This window comes from Erythrobacter rubeus, from assembly GCF_014705715.1.
In the GTDB taxonomy this organism is placed as follows: domain Bacteria; phylum Pseudomonadota; class Alphaproteobacteria; order Sphingomonadales; family Sphingomonadaceae; genus Erythrobacter; species Erythrobacter rubeus.
On sequence record NZ_JACXLC010000001.1, the window covers coordinates 82929 to 104068 of the forward strand.

General features: G+C 61.4%; 19 protein-coding genes. 7 read left to right on the top strand and 12 right to left on the bottom strand.

Going from position 1 to position 21140, the window contains the following annotated elements:
* Positions 1 to 35: 35 nt before the first annotated feature.
* From katG to ahpC, 3 genes are all read right to left on the bottom strand, one after another.
* Positions 36 to 2237 (bottom strand): catalase/peroxidase HPI, encoded by a 2202-nt coding sequence (katG, locus tag IB285_RS00430; protein ID WP_190786329.1) that lies wholly within the window; start codon positions 2235 to 2237, stop codon positions 36 to 38.
* A gap of 363 nt (positions 2238 to 2600) precedes the next feature.
* Positions 2601 to 4190, bottom strand: a complete 1590-nt coding sequence (gene ahpF, locus IB285_RS00435; protein ID WP_190786330.1) for an alkyl hydroperoxide reductase subunit F — start codon at positions 4188 to 4190, stop codon at positions 2601 to 2603.
* 201 nt (positions 4191 to 4391) lie between these two features.
* A complete protein-coding gene (ahpC, locus tag IB285_RS00440) occupies positions 4392 to 4958 on the bottom strand; it encodes an alkyl hydroperoxide reductase subunit C (RefSeq protein WP_190786331.1) in 567 nt (188 codons plus the stop codon).
* 572 nt (positions 4959 to 5530) lie between these two features.
* Here ahpC and IB285_RS00445 point away from each other — a divergent pair.
* Both IB285_RS00445 and IB285_RS00450 read left to right on the top strand, forming a co-directional pair.
* The gene (locus tag IB285_RS00445; RefSeq protein ID WP_190786332.1) at positions 5531 to 6475 is read left to right on the top strand and encodes an OmpA family protein; all 945 of its coding nucleotides are present in this window, start codon (positions 5531 to 5533) and stop codon (positions 6473 to 6475) included.
* Between the two features lie 179 nt (positions 6476 to 6654).
* Positions 6655 to 6870: a hypothetical protein gene (locus IB285_RS00450; RefSeq protein ID WP_190786333.1), complete on the top strand. Its 216-nt coding sequence runs from the start codon at positions 6655 to 6657 to the stop codon at positions 6868 to 6870.
* A 49-nt stretch (positions 6871 to 6919) separates the two neighbouring features.
* Here the strand turns inward: IB285_RS00450 and aroC are convergent, their stop codons facing one another.
* Positions 6920 to 8011 carry a chorismate synthase gene (aroC, locus tag IB285_RS00455; protein ID WP_190786334.1) on the bottom strand — a complete coding sequence of 364 codons (1092 nt, stop codon included), beginning with the start codon at positions 8009 to 8011 and terminating at the stop codon, positions 6920 to 6922.
* 402 nt (positions 8012 to 8413) lie between these two features.
* On the opposite strand from aroC, the gene ruvA reads away from it, so the two are divergent.
* The 4 genes from ruvA to ruvB are packed head-to-tail and all read left to right on the top strand — an operon-like array spanning position 8414 to position 11181.
* Positions 8414 to 9031, top strand: a complete 618-nt coding sequence (gene ruvA, locus IB285_RS00460; RefSeq protein WP_190788914.1) for a Holliday junction branch migration protein RuvA — start codon at positions 8414 to 8416, stop codon at positions 9029 to 9031.
* A 17-nt stretch (positions 9032 to 9048) separates the two neighbouring features.
* Positions 9049 to 9591, top strand: a complete 543-nt coding sequence (locus IB285_RS00465) for a DsrE family protein (protein WP_190786335.1) — start codon at positions 9049 to 9051, stop codon at positions 9589 to 9591.
* 13 nt (positions 9592 to 9604) lie between these two features.
* The gene (locus tag IB285_RS00470; RefSeq protein ID WP_190786336.1) at positions 9605 to 10156 is read left to right on the top strand and encodes a hypothetical protein; all 552 of its coding nucleotides are present in this window, start codon (positions 9605 to 9607) and stop codon (positions 10154 to 10156) included.
* Positions 10153 to 11181 (top strand): Holliday junction branch migration DNA helicase RuvB, encoded by a 1029-nt coding sequence (gene ruvB, locus IB285_RS00475; RefSeq protein WP_190786337.1) that lies wholly within the window; start codon positions 10153 to 10155, stop codon positions 11179 to 11181. Before IB285_RS00470 ends, ruvB begins: the two co-directional genes overlap by 4 nt.
* Before the next feature lie 4 nt (positions 11182 to 11185).
* On the opposite strand, the gene IB285_RS00480 is transcribed toward ruvB, so the two are convergent.
* The 4 genes from IB285_RS00480 to IB285_RS00495 form a co-directional block, all read right to left on the bottom strand.
* Positions 11186 to 11515 carry a hypothetical protein gene (locus IB285_RS00480; RefSeq protein ID WP_190786338.1) on the bottom strand — a complete coding sequence of 110 codons (330 nt, stop codon included), beginning with the start codon at positions 11513 to 11515 and terminating at the stop codon, positions 11186 to 11188.
* Between the two features lie 106 nt (positions 11516 to 11621).
* Positions 11622 to 12113: a rhodanese-like domain-containing protein gene (locus tag IB285_RS00485; RefSeq protein WP_190786339.1), complete on the bottom strand. Its 492-nt coding sequence runs from the start codon at positions 12111 to 12113 to the stop codon at positions 11622 to 11624.
* Entirely contained in the window at positions 12070 to 14742 is a 2673-nt protein-coding gene (acnA, locus tag IB285_RS00490) for an aconitate hydratase AcnA (RefSeq protein WP_190786340.1), read from the bottom strand. The genes IB285_RS00485 and acnA overlap by 44 nt, the downstream gene beginning before the upstream one ends.
* Positions 14743 to 14909: 167 nt before the next feature.
* On the bottom strand, positions 14910 to 15812 hold the full coding sequence (locus IB285_RS00495; protein ID WP_456237367.1) for a DMT family transporter: 903 nt from the start codon (positions 15810 to 15812) through the stop codon (positions 14910 to 14912).
* Positions 15813 to 15988: 176 nt separating this feature from the next.
* On the opposite strand from IB285_RS00495, the gene IB285_RS00500 reads away from it, so the two are divergent.
* A complete protein-coding gene (locus IB285_RS00500) occupies positions 15989 to 17410 on the top strand; it encodes a L,D-transpeptidase family protein (protein ID WP_190786342.1) in 1422 nt (473 codons plus the stop codon).
* On the opposite strand, the gene IB285_RS00505 is transcribed toward IB285_RS00500, so the two are convergent.
* The 4 genes from IB285_RS00505 to IB285_RS00520 form a co-directional block, all read right to left on the bottom strand.
* Complete coding sequence (locus tag IB285_RS00505; protein WP_190786343.1) at positions 17407 to 18087, bottom strand: murein L,D-transpeptidase catalytic domain-containing protein; 681 nt, start codon at positions 18085 to 18087, stop codon at positions 17407 to 17409. The two genes, IB285_RS00500 and IB285_RS00505, sit on opposite strands and share 4 nt — an antisense overlap.
* Positions 18088 to 18146: 59 nt before the next feature.
* Positions 18147 to 19607: an NAD(P)-binding protein gene (locus IB285_RS00510; protein ID WP_190786344.1), complete on the bottom strand. Its 1461-nt coding sequence runs from the start codon at positions 19605 to 19607 to the stop codon at positions 18147 to 18149.
* Between the two features lie 93 nt (positions 19608 to 19700).
* Positions 19701 to 20129, bottom strand: a complete 429-nt coding sequence (locus IB285_RS00515) for a retropepsin-like aspartic protease family protein (RefSeq protein WP_328705823.1) — start codon at positions 20127 to 20129, stop codon at positions 19701 to 19703.
* Positions 20130 to 20237: 108 nt separating this feature from the next.
* Entirely contained in the window at positions 20238 to 21140 is a 903-nt protein-coding gene (locus tag IB285_RS00520; RefSeq protein ID WP_190786346.1) for a histone deacetylase family protein, read from the bottom strand.

Consider the following 21140-nt stretch of genomic DNA (forward strand, 5'->3'; position numbering starts at 1 on the left):
CGGGGGCTCTGTCAGTCTGAAGTCGGGAGGGCGCTTCAGGCGTGGTACTTCGCGTAGCTGAGGTCGAAGCGATCAGCGTCCATGACCTTGGTCCAGGCGGCGACGAAGTCTTTTACGAACTTCTCCTCGCTCCCGGCTTCGGCATAGACTTCCGCCTGAGCGCGCAGCTGCGAGTTTGATCCGAAGATCAGGTCGGTGCGCGTCGCGCGGTACTTCTCCTCGCCGGTCTTGCGGTCGCTGCCGACATATTCCTCGTCACCGCTGCCGTCGACGATTTCCCACTTCGTGCCCATGTCGAGCAGGTTGGTGAAGAAATCTGGTGTCAGCTGGCCGACGCGGTCGGTGAAGACACCGTGGCTGGTGTTTCCGCTGTTCGCGCCGAGTGCCCGCATCCCGCCGACCAGCACGGTCAGTTCCGGGATCGAGAGGCCCAGCAGGTGCGCCTTGTCGATCAGCATGTCCTCTGTGCGGACGTTCGCCTTCGTCTTGAGGTAGTTGCGGAATCCATCGGCGAACGGCTCAAGCGGCTCGAAGCTTTCGGCATCGAACTGGTCTTCGTGTGCGTCACCGCGCCCGGTGGTGACCTTGACGCTGACATCGTAGCCAGCGTCCTTCGCCGCTTTCTCGACCGCTGCTGCGCCGCCGAGGACGATGGCATCGGCCATCGAGATGTCGCCGCGCAGTTCGTCGAGCTTGGAGAGGACGGTGCCCAGCTCGTCGGGATCATTGGCCGCCCAATTCTTCATCGCATCGAAGCGGATATGCGCGCCGTTCGCACCGCCGCGGTGGTCCGAGTTGCGATAGGTCGAGGCCGAGGCCCATGCCGCTTTCACGAGCTGCGAAACGGTGAGGCCGCTATCGAGAACCTTCGCCTTGAAGTCGGAAACAGCACCGCCCGAAGGCACGGTCCCGGCAGGAATCGGATCCTGCCAGATCAGCTCTTCGTTCGGCACCTCTGGGCCGAGATAGCGGACCTTTGGCCCCATATCGCGGTGACACAGTTTGAACCATGCGCGCGCGAAGGCGTCATCCAACTGCTCCGGGTTTTCGAGGAAGCGTTCGGAGATCTTGCGATATTCCGGATCCATCTTCAGCGCCATGTCGGCGGTGGTCATCATGGTCGGAACCTTTTTCGAAGGATCGCGTGCATCCGGTGCCATGTCCGCTTCATCGGGATTGATCGGTGTCCACTGCTGTGCGCCGGCCGGGCTCTTGACCAGTTCGAAGTCATACTTGAACAGGATGCGGAAGTAATCGTGGCTCCACGAGGTCGGATTGTTCGACCACGACCCTTCGATGCCGGAGGTCGTGATGTGGCCCTTGCCGATCTCGTCTTCATCATTGAGCCAGCCGAAGCCCTGCAGCTCCAGCGCTTCGCTCTCGGGTGAACCGCCGAAGGTGTCGGCAGGCTCGGCGCCGTGCGCCTTGCCGAAAGCGTGACCGCCGGCGGTAAGCGCGACGGTTTCCTCGTCATTCATCGCCATACGGGCGAAGGTCTCGCGCATGTCGCGGGCGCTTTCGAGCGGGTCGGGATTGCCGCCTGGGCCTTCCGGGTTGACGTAAATGAGGCCCATCTGGATCGCAGCCAGCGGATTTTCGAGCGCCATGCCTTCCTTGGGCTGGATGCGGGTGGCAACGCCTTCGTTCACCCACTGCTCCTCGGTGCCCCAGTAAACGCTCTCCGGCTCGAACACATCCTTGCGTCCCCCGCCGAAGCCGAAGACCGGGCCGCCCATGCTTTCAATCGCGACATTGCCGGTGAGGATGAACAGGTCGGCCCAGCTGATATTTTTGCCGTACTTCTGCTTGATCGGCCAGAGAAGGCGGCGAGCCTTGTCGAGGTTGCCGTTGTCGGGCCAGGAATTGAGCGGCGCAAAACGCTGCTGCCCGGTGCCTGCGCCGCCGCGCCCGTCGCCGGTGCGATAGGTGCCGGCTGCGTGCCATGCCATGCGAATGAAGAACGGACCGTAATGGCCGTAATCCGCCGGCCACCAGTCCTGGCTGTCGGTCATCAGCGCGGTAAGGTCTTCCTTCAGCGCCTTGTAATCGATCGCGTTGAACGCTTCGGCGTAATCGAAGTCCTCGCCGTAAGGATTGGCGCTCTTGCCTTGCTCGGTCAGAATGTCGAGCTGCGTTGCCTCCGGCCACCAATCCTTGTTGGTACGGCCCAGCAGCGTGCGCATCTGGCTATCGCCATGGAAGGGGCACCCACTCATTTCACCGGTTTTAGCGTCCATGAAAATCTCTCCTCTTATGCGTGAGACTCGGCAGATATCCGAGCGACGTGACAAGAGAATGATCCTTTGCCGCTAATCAGTCCAATCGATTAAAACGCGAAGATTGATTGGATTAGACGATCAATGATGGTTTGGCACCGGGGGCGCAGCGAAGCGATCCAGAGCCAAGCCTGACGCGGCTCTGGATTGCCACGGCGACTGGGTCGCCTCGCAATGACGGGAAATTGGGACAGGTCCGACGCGGGAGACGTCGCAAGGCCGACCGGCCGTCCGTAGCGGGCGCAGCTCTGATGCGCGTCTAGCGAGGGAGTCGCAGACGGGCCAAAGGCCCACCAAGGCGCGGATGCGCCTTCGAAAAACAAACTACGCCGCTTGAGCGATGTCTTCGACCGGCTCGTTGCGGATCAGGTAATCGAAAGCGCCGAGCCCCGCCGTCGCGCCGGTCCCCATCGCGACCACGATCTGCTTGTCTTTTACCGTGGTCGCATCGCCCGCCGCATAGATGCCGGGCAGGTTGGTCGCGCCGGACGCGTCGACGATGATCTCGCCATATTGCGACAGCTCGATTCCGCTATCGGCGAGCCATTCGGTGTTGGGGACAAGGCCGATCTGGACGAACACGCCTTCCAGCTCGATCCGGCGTTCGTCGCCGCTTTCCCGGTCCTTTACCACCAGGCCGCTGACGCGCGTTCCGTCGCCGGTGATCTCGGTGGTCTGACCGCTGATGATGATTTCGACATTGGAGAGTGAGCGCAATTTGCGCTGGAGCACCTCATCGGCGCGCAATTTCTCATCGAATTCGATCAAGGTGACATGGCCGACGATCTTGGCGAGGTCGATTGCCGCCTCGACGCCCGAATTCCCGCCGCCGATCACCGCGATCCGTTTGCCTTTGAACAGCGGGCCGTCGCAGTGCGGGCAATAGGCGACACCCTTGTTGCGGTATTCTGCCTCACCGGGGACGCCGAGGTTGCGCCAACGCGCGCCGGTCGAAAGGATCAGCGAGCGGGCCCTGAGCACCGCGCCATTAGCCATCGTCACTTCGTGCATTCCGCCTGCTTCGCCCGCAGGCTTCAGCTGGGTCGCACGTGCGAGGTCCATGAGGTCGATCTCGTTTGCCGCGACCTGCTTTTTGAGGTCGTCGGAAAGCTTGGGGCCTTCGGTATAGCTTGTGCCCGGCAGGTTCTCGATCCCCAGCGTGTCCTGCAACTGACCACCGAACCGCTCCGCCGCGATGCCGGTGCGAAAGCCCTTGCGCGCGGTGTAAACCGCGGAAGCGGCGCCCGCAGGACCGCCACCGATAATGAGCACTTCGAACGGATCCTTGGCGGAAAGCTTTTCCGCCGCCTTGTCGTCTGCGCCGCTATCGAGCTTCGACAGGATTTCGGCGAGCTCCATCTTGCCGTTGAAGAAGCTTGTCCCGTTCAGGAAGGTCGCCGGAACGGCGAGCACGCCGCGATCCTCGACTTCCTGCTGGAAGGTCCCGCCTTCGATCAGGGTTGCGGTGATGTGGGTGTTTTCGAGCGCCATCAGCGTGAGTGCCTGCACCACGTCCGGGCAATTGTGGCACGACAGCGAGAAGAACATTTCGAACTCGTAATCGCCCTCCAGAGCGCGGACCTGTTCGATGAGGTCGGCATCCACCTTTGGAGGATGACCGCCGGCCCATAGCAGTGCGAGCACCAGCGACGTAAATTCGTGTCCCATGGGAAGGCCCGCAAAGCGCACCCATTTATCCGCATCGCTTGCGCGGCGGATGATGAAGCTGGGCGTGCGATCATGCGTGCCGTCGAACCGCGCGCTTACCATCTCGTGCAGCTCGGCGATCTCGCCCAGCAGTTCGCGCGTCTGCGACGATTTCTCGTTGTCATCGAGCGATGCGACAAGCTCGATCGGCTCGCGCAGATTGGCGAGATATTGCTTGAGCTGGGTTTGCATGTTGGCATCGAGCATGATCGGTCTCTTGAATGTGCTGGCCAGGAGAAGCGGTGTTCTCCCGAAAATGGGCGCATTGGGTCCGGCTCACGTCCTGCCCGAGGGAGGGGGAGAGGGCAGGGACGCGGGCCGGACCCGTTCGCGACCCGAACTGATTGGCTCGGGATCGTTTGGCAGCGCAGCGGAGGGAGGGGGTGCTGCGCTGCCGTTCTTTATGGCTTAGATTTTGCCGACGAGATCGAGCGAAGGAGCCAGCGTGTCGCTGCCTTCTTCCCATGCCGCCGGACAGACCTGACCCGGGTTGGCGCGCACATACTGGGCCGCCTTGATCTTGCGGGTCAGCTCATTCGCATTGCGACCGACGCCTTCGCAGGTGATTTCCATGATCTGGATCACACCATCGGGATCGACGACAAAGGTCGCACGGTCGGCCAGACCACTGTCTTCCCGCAGCACGCCGAAATTGTTCGCCAGCGTGTGCATCTGGTCGCCGAGGAACGGGAACTTGATCTTGCCGATCTTGTCGGAGGTGTCATGCCATGCCTTGTGGCTGAAATGGGTATCGGTCGAAACGCCGAACACCTCGAAACCCATCGACTGGAGCATCTCGTACTTTTCGCCCATGTCTTCGAGCTCGGTCGGGCAGACGAAGGTAAAGTCGGCCGGGTAGAAGAAGAACACTGCCCACTTGCCGGCAATGTCTTCCTGCGTGACGTCATAGAAGTCTTCGCCAGCCTTGAATGCGGTCGCTTTGAACGGTTTGATGGTCGAGCCGATAATGCCCATGGTGTTATGTCCCCTGGTTAGGATTGGTTGAAACGGATGCGCTCCATTTAGGATGCGCTGCAGCGCACAAAAGCCGAATTGTGCGATTGCGAACATCGGAATTTTCAATCAGTCAAACGGGAACGAAACGAATTCGTTCCATGGCTCATTCTGGACGCGAGGCCGGACGCCGGGAGAGCGAATTTTCGCGCTCACACCATCAGAGAATCGGTAGCCAGAGCGGCAAAGCGTGCCTCACCGCTGACGAAAGTTAACCGTGTAAAGCGCGATATTGAGGGCGCTGCATAGCGTTCGGCTCAACTCGTCGCACGATCCTCTCCAATTACCCGCTCAACGGTTCGTCGCCTCTTTTCTGTTCATGTGGGAGCAAGGTAGAGATGAACACCCATCCGTCGCATGGTGAGCAAGTGCGACATCCATGCCACACATCCTATTCAAGAGATGACAAAGGTTCTGACAGCCGGAACGCCTAATTCAGGCCTGAAAATCGAAAGACGGCCGCGCTGAAGCGCTGCAATATCGATGCCGCAAGACACAGGACCGGCTAAAATGGTTTTTCAAGGAGTAACGCAATGAACATTATTTCCAACACGCCAAAGGCGCTGATTCTGCCAGCCATGCTGCTGGCTGCCGCACCGGTCAGCATCGCTGCCCAGGACGGTGCTGTAGACGCCGACGTTGCGGATCAGCGCGTGCTGACAACCGTGACAGGAACGCCTCCGGGCGATTTGTCGGGACTTACCGACGGCCCCGAGATCGAAGGGCTGATCACCGCCCGCAACGACAACCAGATCCAGGTCACCGGAGAGGACGGTACAACCACTGTGCTGATCCTCGGCCCCTCCACCAAGATCAAATCGTCGGGCGGTTTCCTCGGCCTCGACCGGGATACCCTGAGTTCGGATATGCTTCTTAATGGTCTGCCGATCAAAGCGGAAACGGTTCAGTGGGGACGCGGCCTCGTCGCTTCCGAAATCGATCTGAAGAGCAGGGACCTTAGAACCGCAGCCATCGTTCGCGGCGGTACGTCGCAGCAGTTCGCCGAACAAGGCGCCGCAATTGGCGACAACAAGGTTGCGATCGGTGAAAACAAGGCCGCGACCGAAGCTCTGCGCGGACGTTTCGGCGCGATCGACCAGTACAACATCAAGGGCACCACCAACGTCTATTTCGACACCGGCAAGTTCAATCTGTCGAACCAGGCCCGCACCGAGCTGTGCACCGCAGCCAGCGAAGCGGAAAGCCTCGACAATGCACTGCTTCTAGTCGTCGGCTACACCGATTCCACCGGCAGCTACGAGATCAACCAGGAGCTCAGCGAAAAGCGTGCCGGCCGGGTTGTGAACTACCTGCAGCAGCAGTGCGGCTGGAAGCCGTGGCGCATGCTGACCCCGACCGGTCTGGCCGAATCCGATCCGGCGGCGAGCAACGACACCGCAGAAGGCAAGGCGCAGAACCGCCGTGTCGCTGTGAACATCCTCGTCAGCAAGAGCGTCGAAGGATTGCAGAACAACTAAGCAAACCTGCCTGCCCGCAAGGAGCATGCCGCAAGATCGAGGGGCGGGCCGCGAGGCTCGCCCCTTTTTCGTGCGCACGAATTGCCAATCGGGTTCAAACCGGGACAGGGCCGCATTCCATTTGTGCAAAAACCGGAGTCCGTCTTGCAGCCGCGTTAGTTGAAAAGTAAACTTACGGCATGGAACCGCTGCGCGACTCAATTCACTATCAACAGCTCGCACGGAAGGCCCGGCAACTGGCCTCCGCGCATTCCGACCCCGTGGTTGCTCGCCGCCTGCGCGAGACCGCCGTCCAGCATGACAGGCTCGCCCGCAAGCTCGAGCGCGAAGAATCCGTCGAGGAAAAGCCGCAGAGCGAGTGGAAGACCTTTATCAAGCAGCTAAAGCGTCGTTAGTCGACGCTGACTAACAGAAGGCACCAGCTCCCGCGCGCCGATCGGGTGCCTATTCCCCGCCGACTTGCGCGCGGTGCAGCATCTTGTGATCGGCCAGCACTAGCGCCATCATCGCCTCCACAACCGGCGTCCCGCGGATGCCCACGCACGGATCGTGGCGGCCTTTCGTGCGGACCTTTGTCGCTTCGCCCGCCGTGTTGATGGAATCCACCGGCGTCAGGATCGATGAGGTCGGTTTGAAGGCGACCCGGCACACGACCGGCTGTCCGGTCGAAATCCCACCTGCCGTCCCGCCGGCATGGTTGCTGGCATAGACCGGCTTGCCGTTCTTGCCCGGAGACATCGCATCCGCGTTCTGCTCTCCCGTCAGTCGGGCTGCGCCGAAGCCGTCTCCGATCTCCACGCCCTTGGTCGCGTTGATGCTCATCATGGCAGAGGCGAGATCGCTGTCGAGCTTGCCGTAAACCGGAGCGCCCCATCCGGCGGGCACGCCCTCGGCTACGCATTCGACGACCGCGCCGAGCGATGACCCGTCCTTGCGCGCCTTCTCGACCAGATCCTCCCAGCGCTTGGCCGCCCAGCTATCGGGGCAGAAAAACGGATTGTTGCCGATCTCGTCGAGATTGATCGCCTCATGGTCGATTGTGTCGCCGCCAAGCTCGCACACATAGGCGGTGATTCTTACCTCGGGGATGATCAGCCGCGCGACCGCGCCCGCAGCGACCCGCGCCGCGGTTTCGCGGGCGCTCGACCGGCCGCCGCCGCGATAATCGCGGATGCCGTATTTCGCATCGTAGGTGTAATCGGCGTGTCCCGGGCGATAACTCTGCGCGATCTCCGAATAATCCTTCGACCGCTGATCGGTGTTCTCGATCATCAGGTGGATCGGCGTGCCGGTCGTGACCTGTTCGCCATCGGCATTGTAGAACACACCGGAGAGGATCTTCACAAGGTCCGCTTCCTTGCGCTGCGTCGTGAAGCGGTTCTGGCCGGGCTTGCGCGCATCCATGAAGGGCTGGATGTACCGTTCATTGAGGGGAAGCCCTGGCGGGCATCCATCGATCACCGCGCCGAGACCCGGCCCGTGGCTTTCACCCCATGTGGTATAGCGCAGGACGCGCCCGAACGTGTTGACACTCATGGAAATGCTGCATGCGCGAAAAACGGCGGGCTGTCGAGAATGAGAAGCGCGGGCGCGCGCGAATTTCCTACAGCGCCGGGCGGCGATAAGATTGCGGATATGACTGTGAGGTTGGCCAGGACTGGAGAACAACGCGCGCGGAGCGAAGCCCGTGCAATCCATGCGCCTGGATTGGGCGCTTGCGGAAAGTCACACCCAAAAACATCCTTGTCCGCGGAAACTGACACGAAACTGGCGGAAATCGCGGGGTTCTCCCGGAAAGTCAGGCACTTGGTACCGCATTCGTTTTTTCGAAAGCACCCGGTTGCGCGGTCCATGTCTCGCCCGCTTGTGTGCCGCTGCGGTGATGATAACCCGGCCCGCGCTCTGGCCTTTGCCGCGCGCATCCCGCAAAACTGGGCGATGATTGCAAAGCTATCCGGCAGGCTCGATGAAACGGGCGAGGACTGGGCCATCGTCGATGTGCAGGGGGTCGGCTACCTCGTTCACTGCTCGACCAAGACGCTCGCTGCCTTGGGCGAGGTGGGCGAGGGATGCACGGTGCATACCGACCTGCAGGTGAGCGAGAACGATATGCGCCTCCTCGGCTTTGCGACAAGCGACGAGCGCGACTGGTTCCGCCTGCTGACACAGGTGCAGGGCGTGGGGAGCAAGGTGGGCCTCGCGATCCTCTCCGCTCTATCGACCGGCGAAGTGCGCGATGCCTGCGCTGCGGGAGACGCCGCGACCGTGGCGCGGGCCCAAGGCGTCGGGCCGAAGCTCGCCGGGCGGATCGTCAACGAGCTTAAGGACAAAGCTTCTCTTTGGGCAGGCGCGCTGCCCGGTGGCGGCATGGCGGGCAGCGGGATCGCGGCTGTCCCGGCAGGCTCGGCGAGCGCCGACGCGGTAAGCGCGCTCGAAAACCTCGGCTTCAAGGCGGCGGTGGCAGCGCAGGCGGTGGCGCGCGCCCAGAGCGAGCTGGGCGAAGACGCGAGCGAAGGCGACCTGATCCGCGTCGCGCTGAAGAAGGCGGCCGGGTGATGGGGAGGAGAACTGAAATGCGCAACACCGTGACTGCTGTAGCTCTGATCGCGTCAGCTCCAGCCTTAGCGCAGGAGCCCGACTTCAGCGCGTTCGCGACCGGTCCCATATTTGAAGAGTTCGGCCCGCACGCGCCCGTGGCCGGGGCGAATGCTCTCGATCCGAATGCCGAGTTCCGCATCGCATTCGACGTTGCGGACAGGGCGGACGTCGGCACGCGCAACCGCACGTTCGAAAGCGCGGCCCGCTTCACCAACATGCACGCCGCCGCCGGGGTGCCTGCGCAGAACATGAAGCTGGTGGTGGTCGTCCACGGCAAGGCGGTGCTCGATCTCGTCACCGATGAGGCGCTGGACGCGCGCGACATGGAAGCCAATGCGAGCGCCGGCATGGTGCGCGCCATGCTCGACCACGGCATCCGCTTCGTCGTCTGCGGCCAAAGCGCCAGCGTCTATGGGGTGCAGGCCGAACACTTGATCGAAGGTGTCGAACTGGAACTGTCCGCCATGACCGCCCACGCGCTGCTCCAGCAACGCGGGTACACGGTGAACCCGTTTTAGGAGGTGATAAGCTATGGAGGAAGACTTGCTCATCTCTACGTCGGGCGTCGCTTTATCGAAACGGAACCGCGACGGTGCGGTCGAAGAGTTGGAAAGCCTAAAGGAAATAAGAGCCATTGGATGGGAGCAACATGCTCACTCATTCAAATGGCTGACTGCATCTCTCTTGGCCCTCAACGGCGGTGGCCTGTTGGCAGCTGCGCAAATCGATGGCGTGCTAGTTGGCGACCGTATCGCAGCTGGTTTCAGCTTCGCCTTGGGGATCGCTTTCGCTTTGATTGTCGCGGTTGTTGGTCAGCGCGCAATCGCAAAATCGTTCGTCCCCATTCAAAAACAGATTGGCTACTGGATGCGTGTCGCTTCGGACGGCACTCGCGATGAAGTATTAGAACGTGAGTTGATTGCAGAAAGTCTCAAAATCCGACCCTTGAGCAGGACAACACAGGCATTCGGTTGGTTTTCCGCAATGGCGTTCTTCGTCGCCCTCTATATGCTCGGCAGCGGGATGTTGAACGCGTCGCTGAGCGCAGATGAGCCTGAAGCCGAAAAAGCTGTCATGCCATGACCGATCCCGTCCCTCTCCACAGCCCCGACCGGCAGCCCGGCGATCCCGACGCAGCGCTTCGGCCCAAGAGCCTGACCGAGTTCATCGGGCAGGAGGCGGCGCGCGAGAATCTGCGGGTGTTCATCGAAAGCGCTAAGTCGCGCGGGGAGGCGATGGATCACACGCTGTTCTTCGGGCCTCCCGGCCTCGGCAAGACCACGCTCGCGCAGATCGTCGCTGCCGAACTGGGCGTGGGCTTTCGCGCGACCTCCGGCCCCGTCATCGCCAAGGCGGGCGACCTCGCCGCGCTGCTCACCAATCTGGAGCCGCATGACGTGCTGTTCATCGACGAGATCCACAGGCTCAATCCCGTGGTCGAGGAAGTGCTCTATCCGGCGATGGAGGACCGCGCGCTCGACATCATCATCGGTGAAGGCCCCTCTGCGCGGAGCGTGCGGATCGACCTGCCGCCGTTCACCCTGATCGGAGCGACCACGCGGCAGGGGCTGCTGACGACTCCCTTGCGTGACCGGTTCGGTATTCCGATGCGTCTGCAGTTCTACACCCATGCGGAGCTTGACCAGGTGGTGACGCGCGGAGCGCGGCTGCTGGGTCTGGACATCGACAAGGATGGCGCGCGTGAGATCGCGCGGCGCTCGCGCGGGACGCCGCGGGTTGCGGGGCGGCTGCTGCGGCGGGTGCGCGACTTCGCCCATGTGGCGGGGCAGGCGGTGGTGACGCGCGCAGCCGCCGACGATGCACTGACCCGGCTGGAGATCGACAGCCTCGGCCTCGATGTGATGGACCGGCGATATCTCTCAATGATCGCCACCACCTACAAGGGCGGGCCCGTCGGCGTCGAAACGCTGGCCGCAGGACTGGCCGAACCGCGCGACACGGTGGAGGACGTGATCGAGCCCTATCTCATCCAGCTGGGATTGCTCGCGCGCACCGCACGGGGCCGCGTGCTGAACGATGCGGGCTGGGAGCACCTGGAGATGCAGCCGCCGCAAAAGCCGCAGGGCGGGCTATTCGAGGATGGCTAGCGTTTCAGCTGCCTGGCTGAGCGATGCTCCGACCTCGGTTTCGTAACTCCTCGGTCGCATTTTTGCCACGCCGTGACATCGCTTCCCATTGCGCCTTCGTACCACAAAGCTTCTTGTTGAAACGTGATCCCGTAATGCGGGTGCGACGGCAAATGACCTTGTCTTCGTCTGTAGCGGCTTCAGCCACGGCAGGCTCGTCATTTGCATCGCCTAACAGGGCATCGTCTTCGGCGGTCGCCTCGACAGCTTGTGGTTCCTCGCCGCCTGTCTGCGGTGCGGCCTGTGCCTGAATCGACGCCAGCAAAGCGGAGCTTACGAGCAATGAAATGGCCATGAATATCCTCCTGTCGACCTGATACCCCTTGAGATATCAGAGCATAGGATCATGACGCTTTCATGCAAGTTACCTCGTCGACGGCCTTGCCTAACGCGTCAAACGCTTACGGAGATATCACAGCTTGCCCGGCCTCCTGCCAGGCGAGAATTCCGCCGGACAGATGCGGAACGGGGCGATCAAGGTGCTCGGCAAGCTTCGTCGCAGCGACGGTCGATCTGCGGCCAGACCGGCAATAGAGGACGATTTCTCGGCCATCGCCAGCGTCCAGGCTGGCGGGATCAAACGAATCGAGCGCGATATGCTCGGCGCCCGGTATCATCCCCTCTGATACCTCTTCATCAGTGCGGACGTCGATCAATCGGATTTCACCGCGATCCAGACGAGCACGGAGCTGCGATACTGTGAGATCGACCACCGCGCCGGAAACCTCGCCGCGCGTGGCTGATTCGTTGATCTCGTCTTTCACAAGCTCGTTCACCGCCTCCTGCGGACCGCACGCTGTAAGCGCGAGCCCGCAGAAAGCTGTGAGGAGAGTGCGTATCGCCAAAGCGTCAGGCCGCCAGCTTGCGCAGCACGTAGTGAAGGATCCCGCCATTGCGGTAATACTCCATCTCGTTCGCTGTATCGATCCGGCAAAGCGCGGTGAACTCGAACGTCGAACCGTCCGCGCGCGTGACTTCGATCGTGACATCCTGGCCCGGCGTGAGACCATCCAGCCCCTTGATCGAGAAGGTGTCTTCGGATGTCAGGCCCAGTGTCTTGCGGGTGTCGCCGTCTTTGAATTGCAGCGGCAACACGCCCATGCCGACGAGGTTCGAGCGGTGGATACGCTCGAAGCTTTCGACGATGACCGCGCGAACGCCCAGTAGGATCGTGCCCTTCGCAGCCCAGTCACGGCTGGAGCCGGTTCCATACTCCTTGCCGCCGACTACGATCAGCGGGGTGCCATCGGCCTTGTGCTTCATGGCGGCGTCGTAGATCGGCATCTGCTCGCCATTATAGGTTGTTTCGCCGCCTTCGACGCCGGGCACCATCTCGTTGCGGATGCGGATATTGGCGAAGGTGCCGCGCATCATCACGTCATGGTTCCCGCGGCGCGAGCCGTAGGAGTTGAAGTCCTTCTTCGCGACCTGGTTCGATTTGAGGTAAGAACCCGCTGGGCTGTCTTCCTTGATTGCGCCAGCTGGCGAGATGTGATCGGTCGTAACACTGTCGCCCAGAATGGCGAGCGGCTTGGCATCAACGATGTCGGTGATCGGCGCCGGCGTCATTTCCATCCCCTCAAAATACGGAGGGTTGGCGACGTAAGTCGAACCTGCGCGCCATTGATATGTGTCGGACGGCTCAACCGTGATCGCCTGCCAGTGTTCGTCACCGTCATAGACATTGGCGTAGCGGGATTCGAACATCGAGCGGTCGATATTGGCCGCGCGGTGCTCTGCGATTTCGGCATTGGTCGGCCACAGATCGGCCAGCATTACGTCATTCCCGTCCTGGTCCTGACCAATCGGCGTTTCGGTGATGTCTTCGGTGACGGTGCCTTTCAGCGCGTAAGCGACCACGAGAGGCGGTGAGGCGAGGAAGTTTGCGCGCACATCCTGCGATACGCGGCCTTCGAAGTTGCGGTTGCCCGACAGGACGCTTGCCGCGACGATATCGTTGCCGTTGATGGCGTTGCTGATCGGCGGGGCGAGCGGCCCCGAATTTCCGATGCAGGTCGTGCAGCCGTAACCAACCAGGTCGAAACCAATCGCGTCGAGATCGTCCTGAAGACCCGATTTGACGAGATAGTCGGTGACCACCTGCGATCCCGGAGCGAGCGAGGTCTTAACCCAGGGCTTTGGCTTCAGACCTTTCTCCACCGCCTTCTTGGCGACGAGACCGGCGGCGATCAGCACGTCCGGGTTCGAGGTGTTGGTGCAGCTGGTGATGGCCGCGATCACGACGTCGCCGTCACCAATATCGTGGTCCTCACCCTCAACGCTCACGCGAGCGGGCGCATCCTTGGAGTAGACCTTTTTGAGGTCGCCGTTGAACAGTTCGTCCACTTCGGGAAGGATCACGCGGTCCTGCGGGCGCTTCGGTCCGGCAAGGCTTGGCACGACGGATGAAACATCGAGTTCAAGTGTGTTCGAGAACACCGGCTCGTGGGCCGGGTCGAACCACATGCCCTGTTCTTTGGCATAGGCTTCGACCAGCGCGAGGTTTTCTTCGCTGCGACCGGTGAGGCGCATATATTCGATGGTCTTGTCGTCGATGCCGAAGAAACCGCAGGTCGCGCCGTATTCGGGCGCCATGTTGGCGATCGTGGCGCGGTCGGCGAGGGTCAGGTTGGCGACGCCCTCGCCGTAGAATTCGACGAAGCGGCCCACCACGCCGACTTCGCGCAGCATCTGCACGCAGGTCAGCACGAGGTCGGTTGCGGTTACGCCCTCGGCCATCCTGCCGGTCAGCTTGAAGCCTACTACCTCTGGGATCAGCATCGAGATCGGCTGGCCGAGCATCGCAGCCTCGGCCTCGATCCCGCCAACGCCCCAGCCCAGTACTCCAAGACCGTTGATCATGGTGGTGTGGCTGTCGGTGCCGACACAGGTATCCGGATAAGCGACCATTTCGCCGTTCGGATCCTTGCTCGACCAGATGCCCTGCGCGATATGCTCAAGGTTCACCTGGTGGCAGATGCCGGTACCCGGAGGCACGGCAGAGAAATTCTCGAAGCTCTTCGAACCCCATTTCAGGAAGTCATAGCGTTCGGCGTTGCGCTCATATTCGAGCGCCATATTCGCTTCCATCGCCTTGGGATGGCCGAATTCGTCGACCATGACCGAGTGATCGATCACGAGATTGACCGGCACCTGCGGATTGATCTTCTGAGTGTCACCGCCAAGCTCCTTGATCGCGTCGCGCATCGCGGCAAGGTCGACGACGCAAGGCACGCCGGTGAAATCCTGCAATAGCACCCGCGCCGGGCGGTACTGGATTTCATTGCCTGTGACCGGGTTCTTCTGCCAGTCGACGATAGCCTGCGCGTGTTCGCGTCCGACCGTGAAACCGTCATCCTCGAAACGTAGCATGTTTTCGAGCAGCACTTTCATCGAATTCGGCAATTTCGACACATCGCCCAGTTGCTCAGCCGCCTTTGCGAGCGAATAATAGGCGTGTTCGGTGCCGTTCACCGATAAGGTCGAGCGGGTGTTGAGCGAGTCTTTGCCGATTGCTGTCATCGGGATATCCCATCCTTGTTGGCTGTCCCGCATCAGTGGAGGCTGTGCGGAGAGGGGGTGCCGGAACTTGGCGAGTTCTGGCGCGAATTCGATGCAATGCACCTGCTAGACATAGCCCTTTGCGTCAAGGGTTTGGAGGCTGTTGCGAGTCGCTTGCGATTGACCGTTCAGCCTGCCGCTGCGGCGGGCTGAATTCGCGGCTTTCGCGTTGCGATCCAGCAGCCTGTCACGATCAGGGCCGTTCCCGCCAATGTGGGGAGGGTGACCGGTTCGCGGAAGAAAAGCCAGCCGAGCAGGCTTGCCCACAAAAATCCCGTATATTCGATCGGTACGAGGGCCTGTGCTTCCGACCGCGCATAGGCCCATGCGATGGCCATCGCGCCGATAGCAGTGAGTGCGCCTGCGCCTGCAATCATGATCAGTGCACCGGTTTGCGGGACCGTAGCCAGGAACGGCGCGAAAAGCAGAAGAACGAGCCCTCCGATGCCGCTATGGAAGGTGGCGATTTCGACCGGGCCTGCGACCTGGCTCTGACGGCGGATTACCACGAAATTGTAAGCATAGAGCACTGCGGAAAATCCGAGTGAAGCAACGCCCAGCCATACATCCGCCGTCATGTCCCCGCGCCCGAATTTCCCGCCAACAATGACCAGCGTACCGACAAAGCCCAATATGCTCGCATAAATCGCCTTGGGCTGGATTTCCTCGCCCAAAAGCACGCGCGCGAAATAGAGGGCGATGAGCGGCGCGACGAAGCTGATCGCGATGGCCTCGGCAAGCGGAAGCTTCGTCAGCGCGAAAAAGAAGCTCAGTGCCATGAATGCGGAGATGATGCCGCGTTCGATATGAAGCTTGAACACCGACCGCGTCGGCCAACCGGTGCGCTGAAGAAGCCAGAAAGGTGCGATGATCGCCGCACCGAACAGGGACCTCAGAACGGTCGCGGTATACGTCCCGGTTGCGAGGGCTGCGTCTTTCATAAGCGCGTCCATCAAAGACAGAAAGCCTACCCCCGCCGCTGCTGCGGCAAAGGGCATCAATCTACTGAAAGGACCTTGCGAAGCGGACATGGGCGGCAATCCATAGGGACAAGGCGCCCTGTCGTCACGCCGGATCGTGCCTGACTGCGTACAATTCATCGCAGGGTAAGCGCTGCGGCTTGATACAGCTATGCAAGCGGGGATATAGTGCGAAAATAAGGGCAAAGCCGCGCAAAGCGGTGAGAATTGGGACAAACGAGACAGATATGCGCAAATGGATCGGCACTTTGGCCAGCGGGATCGCGGCCACGGCTCTGATTTCGAGCGGGGCTTTCGCTCAGGACGAGCAGGCCGCGGCCATGGAAGAGGCTGCGGAAGCGCCATCGGACGAGCCTTCCGATGGGCAGGCTGAAGCGTCCGAAACCGCTTCCGATGCGACATTCGACGAGGCGTTTCCGCGGATGGTTTCGGGTGAGGTGGTGCAGGGCGACCTCGCGCCTCCAGGGCCCATCGTGCAGCCGTGGACCGTCGAGGCCGCCAATGAACTGATCGCTGTCATCGATGGCATTGGTGCAGAGGGTCTCGATCCCCGCGATTACGATTTGCAGGCTCTGCAGGTAGCCGTGCAGTCGGGACCTTCCGAAGAGCTGAACGAGCTGGCGTCGAAGAATTTCGTCTGGCTGGTCGAGGATCTGCGTGACGGGCGGACGCCGATGGACGCGCGCGAGCAGTGGTTCGTGGTCGATCCCGACCGCGATTTCTTCCGCACCGGCGATCTGCTGACCGAAGCGATGGAAAGCGGCGACGTCGCCGGCACGCTCGCGAAGCTCAATCCGACCCATCCCGACTATGCCCGGCTCAAGGCGGAGCTGGCGGCGACGCCCGATACCGAGGTCGACAAGCGCAAGCTCATCAGGGCGAATATGGACCGCTGGCGCTGGCTGGCGCGCGATCTTGGGCGCAAGTACCTAATCACGAACGTGCCCGAATACCAGCTCCGGCTGACTGTCGGTGACAACATCATCAGCACGTATCGCACGGTGGTGGGCAAGCCGGGGCGCACGGCCACTCCGCAGCTTGCCGAGAAGGTTTCGGGCGTGGTTTTCAACCCGACCTGGACGGTCCCACAGTCCATCGTGAAGGGCGAAGGGCTCGGCAACAAGGTGCTGAGCAACCCTGCGTGGGCGAAGCGCAATGGATACAAGGCGACGCGCGGCGAGAACGGCTGGATCACCGTGGTGCAACAGCCCGGACCGGGCAACTCGCTCGGCCGGATGAAGCTCGAAATGCCGAACCCGCATGCGATTTTCTTCCACGATACGCCGTCGCGGCATCTGTTCGCCAATGACAACCGGGCGCTAAGCCATGGTTGCATCCGGACGGAGCGCGCGCTCGAACTGGCGATCACGATGGCGATCCTCGGCAAGGCGACCAGTAAGGACGAAGCGGTCGAGATCGCGACTTCCGGCGAATACACCAAGGTGTACATGAAGGACGAGCTGCCCGCCTACATCACCTATTTCACGATGGCGTCGGACATTGACGGGGAAATGCAGACCTTTGATGACATCTACGGCCGCGACGCCCCGGTCCTCGCGAGCCTCGACAAGCCGCGTGAGCGCAACCGCAGCAACGAGATCGATGATGAGGTTATCGTGATCGAAGACGATCCGCGGGTCGGGGGCTAGAACGAGCCCGGCACGTAGCGCTGCGTCGCATTCGGTTCATCCGGTTGCAGCAATTCCAGCGAATTGTCCGACCAGCCGAGGCTGTCGGCATAAAGCAGCCTGCCGCCCGAAAGATTGAGCAGTGCAACGCGGAACTGCTCTTCGCCGAGCGCGAAGCACCCGTTAGAGCGGCCAAGCCGCCCCCAGCGATCGATATGCGAGGGCTCTGCATATTTGGCGCGGTGCATCACGATGTAGCGGCGCAGCGCGGCCTCGTTGGTGGGATCGAGGCCGCCCAATCGCACTGACGTGCCATAGCGCCCGACATACCATTCCCAAGTGATATAGGCGCCCTTGCTGGTCGCGTTGGATCCCTCGACGTTGGAATAGTTGTTGAGCCACCCATCATGCTCCGGGTCGGAACCGGTGCCGTGGCTGACGTGAAAGCTCTGCACTTCCTCGCGATCGAGATTGACGAAATGAAAGCGCTTTTCCGCCGAATGCACCCCGAAATCGGCAATGCCGACGATGTCCTTTTTCCAGATGACATCGCCTGCGCGGTCAAGCTCGCGCTTGGCCAATTCGAACAGCTTTCTGTCTCTTTCGCTGCCCTTGCGCGGGGCAGCGGCCACACTTGCCGGTAGCGACAGGGCCGCTCCAGCAGCGATACCGGTTTTGAGCAGATCGCGCCGTTTCATAATGCCAATACTAATAGCGCAATTATGGAGTTCCCGTGAACAGGAAAATGCGCGCGGTATTAACCGGTTTGTTCGGCGCCTTCGTGGATCGCCTTTGCCTTCATGCCGAGCTTGATTACGCCGGGCATGTTCTTTTCGACGGCCGCGCCGACTTCTTGCAGGCCGGCCAGCTTGGGGCTGCCCTCTGCGATCAATTTCGTGATCGCCGGGCCTGTCGGATGCAGGCGGCTGCGCGCGTTGAACGCGTTGGTTTTCGGGTTCGCGGAGAGAATCCCAGTGCTGAAAAGATTGGCCATGACGGCGTAGGGATAGGTTTCGGTGCTGTCCGTCAGCGGTGCGGGCGGGCAGAGCGCATTGCGCTCCTGATCGGTGTCGAAGTTCGCCTCGAGGAATGCCGCCAGTGCCGCGCTGTACGGTACGAAGGGGGCTTGGACGACCTGAATGGTGATGCGGTCCCCTTCGAATATGGGGCGCGCATTGTCGCGCGCTTCGAACGGCACTGCGGTCGCTGTGCAATCGATGAAAAGCGTATCTTCCGGTACATCGACAGTCTCGTCCGCGAAATGCATCGCGCCGGGTTCGATCTTTGTGACGCGGCCCTGACGATAGACCTGTTCGACCGTGCGCAGCATGTCGATTTCGCCCTGAGAGATCACCGCGAAGTGAAACATCTTGGGTGTTATGTCTGGATCGATGCGGAGCATAACGCCGCGCTCACCCAGTTTCGCAAACATTTCATCGCCTGTTTCGGAGGTGGCGGCGGTTTCGACCAGGGCCTGCTGGAATTCGATCAGCCCCTCGATCCGGGCTTGTGCAGGCTGAAGCAAGGCGCGGTTGAACATCCACGAATCGCGCGGTCGCACCCAGCCGATCTTGCTTGCCGGGACGCCCGATTCCAGCAGCCACACAACGCTGTCCATCGCCGTCTTGCCAGCACCTAGCACGATGTAGTGGCTCGGCAGATTGTCGCGCTCTTTCCAAAGGCCGGGCAGGTCGCCGGGAATTGCGAAACGCGTGCCCTTGGCGATCTCGAACGAAGGTTTGTGCGTTGACGGAACCGATGTCTGAAACCAGGTCGCATCCACCAGCTTTCGGCGGACGTGTATGGTCTTCTCATCACCCGACAGGATACCGCGCACGGTATGTTCCTTGCCGTCCTTCGAGACGTAGTCGGTGAGCGGTAGATACGAAACGCGCCCGCTGGGGAGCATGCGCTCATTCATCAGCTTGCCGTAATAGGCCAAAATCTCGGAGTGTTTTGCGAGAGGGTACATCCCTTCGTTATGGCCATGGGTGTCCACACGGTCTGGGCACAGTTCCATCGAGTTCACACCATAGGTCGCGCTTGGCTGGTGCAGTGCGACAAACGAATAGGCGTCGTTCCAGTGACCACCCGGCTTCGAATGCCGGTCGACGATGGTGATGTGGCAATCGGGATCCTCATCCAGCATGGTATCGGCAAATGCCAGGCCCACTGCGCCTGCGCCCACGATAAGGTAATCGGTTTCCATTTGCCGCATGCTCGTCCTCCCTCGTCATCACCTAAAGCGGGGGAGCCTTACCACCACGTGGCGAGCGGCGATACGGATAGCTGCGATATTTCTAAGCGTCCATCAATCGCCGGAGATTACCATCTCGTTGCCGCTGATCTCAACCGAGTCCAACCTGCCGAGATAGGATTGGCCCAGCAGAGAGATGTGCAGTCCTTCGGGCACGACCACGGCTGCCACGTCGCGGTGGACAACGCCGCCGACCTCAACATCGTCAAGCTTGGTTGGAACACCGTATACGGTCCCACTCGCACCCTGACCGATCGGTGCAACGTCGGAATCGTTCCAGTACACGCCAATCGCCTCGGCATCGCGGCGGGTCAGGGCAATAACGCTGGCACCGGTGTCGACGAGCATGCGCACTTCTTGTCCATCGATATAGGCTGTTGCGTAGAAATGCCCGTCGGACTGCCGCTGAAGCGTGTGGTATCCGTGGCTCCAGCTTGAGTCTGGAGCGGTAGCGCCGCCCTCTGCAGAGGGTGCCTCGGCCACGCCACCGTCAATCTCGCCGCGGGGTACCGCAACGAGCGTGAAAGCGACCACGCCAAAGGCAAAAAGGGCATACCGGCCTAGCATTCCCGGGACAGTAAGCCCGACAGATTAAGGCGATCTAAAGACCTCTGCCGGAGCAGCGAAGCGACTGTTTTCCTGCGCCATCTCTAGCATCGATCGGGCGTGGCGTTCGGCAACCTCGCGCTGATCGTCGCCATACCCTCCACCTAGCGCCGAAGCGACGGGCAGGCCGCGCTTGCGGGCCTCCGAGACGACATATCGGTCACGCGCTGCAATCCCGGCATCGCTCAGCGCCAGCCGCCCGAGCTTGTCATTCGCGTGGGGATCAACCCCTGCCTGGTACAGGACAAGATCGGGGGCAAACTCGTCGATGATGGAGGGGAGGTGGCGGCCGAGTGCTTCCATGTAGCCATCATCGTCCAGTGCATCGGGCAAGGCGATGTCCCGGCTCGACCGGGCTTTGCGAACCGGGAAGTTTTTCTCTGCATGGAGGGAGAGGGTGAAGATGTCCTCACGCCCGGCGGTCAGGCTGGCCGTCCCATCGCCCTGGTGCACATCGAGGTCGACGATGAGGATGTGCTTCACGTCGCCTTCTGCAATCAGTCTGTGCGATGCGACCGCAAGATCGTTGAACACGCAATATCCTGCGCCGGTGTCGGCAAGCGCATGATGGCTGCCTGCAGCGCTGTTGGCAGCATAGCCGTGCTCCATTGCCAATCGGGCCGCGAGCCATGTGCCGCCATTGGTATGGCGCACCCGGTCCCTGATCCGCTCTGTCACGGGAAAGCCGATCCGGCGTTCCTTTTCGCGGGGAACCGCGGCGCGAAACACTTCGTCGACATAGTCCGGGTCATGCACCGCTTCGAGCCATTGGCGCGGCATGGGTGCAGGAGCATGCTCGGTGATGGCGGCTCCGCTTTCGCGGAGTGCTTCCATCACGAGATAGTATTTGTCGAACTTGAAAGTCCCGCGCGTGGGCTGCGGTGCCAT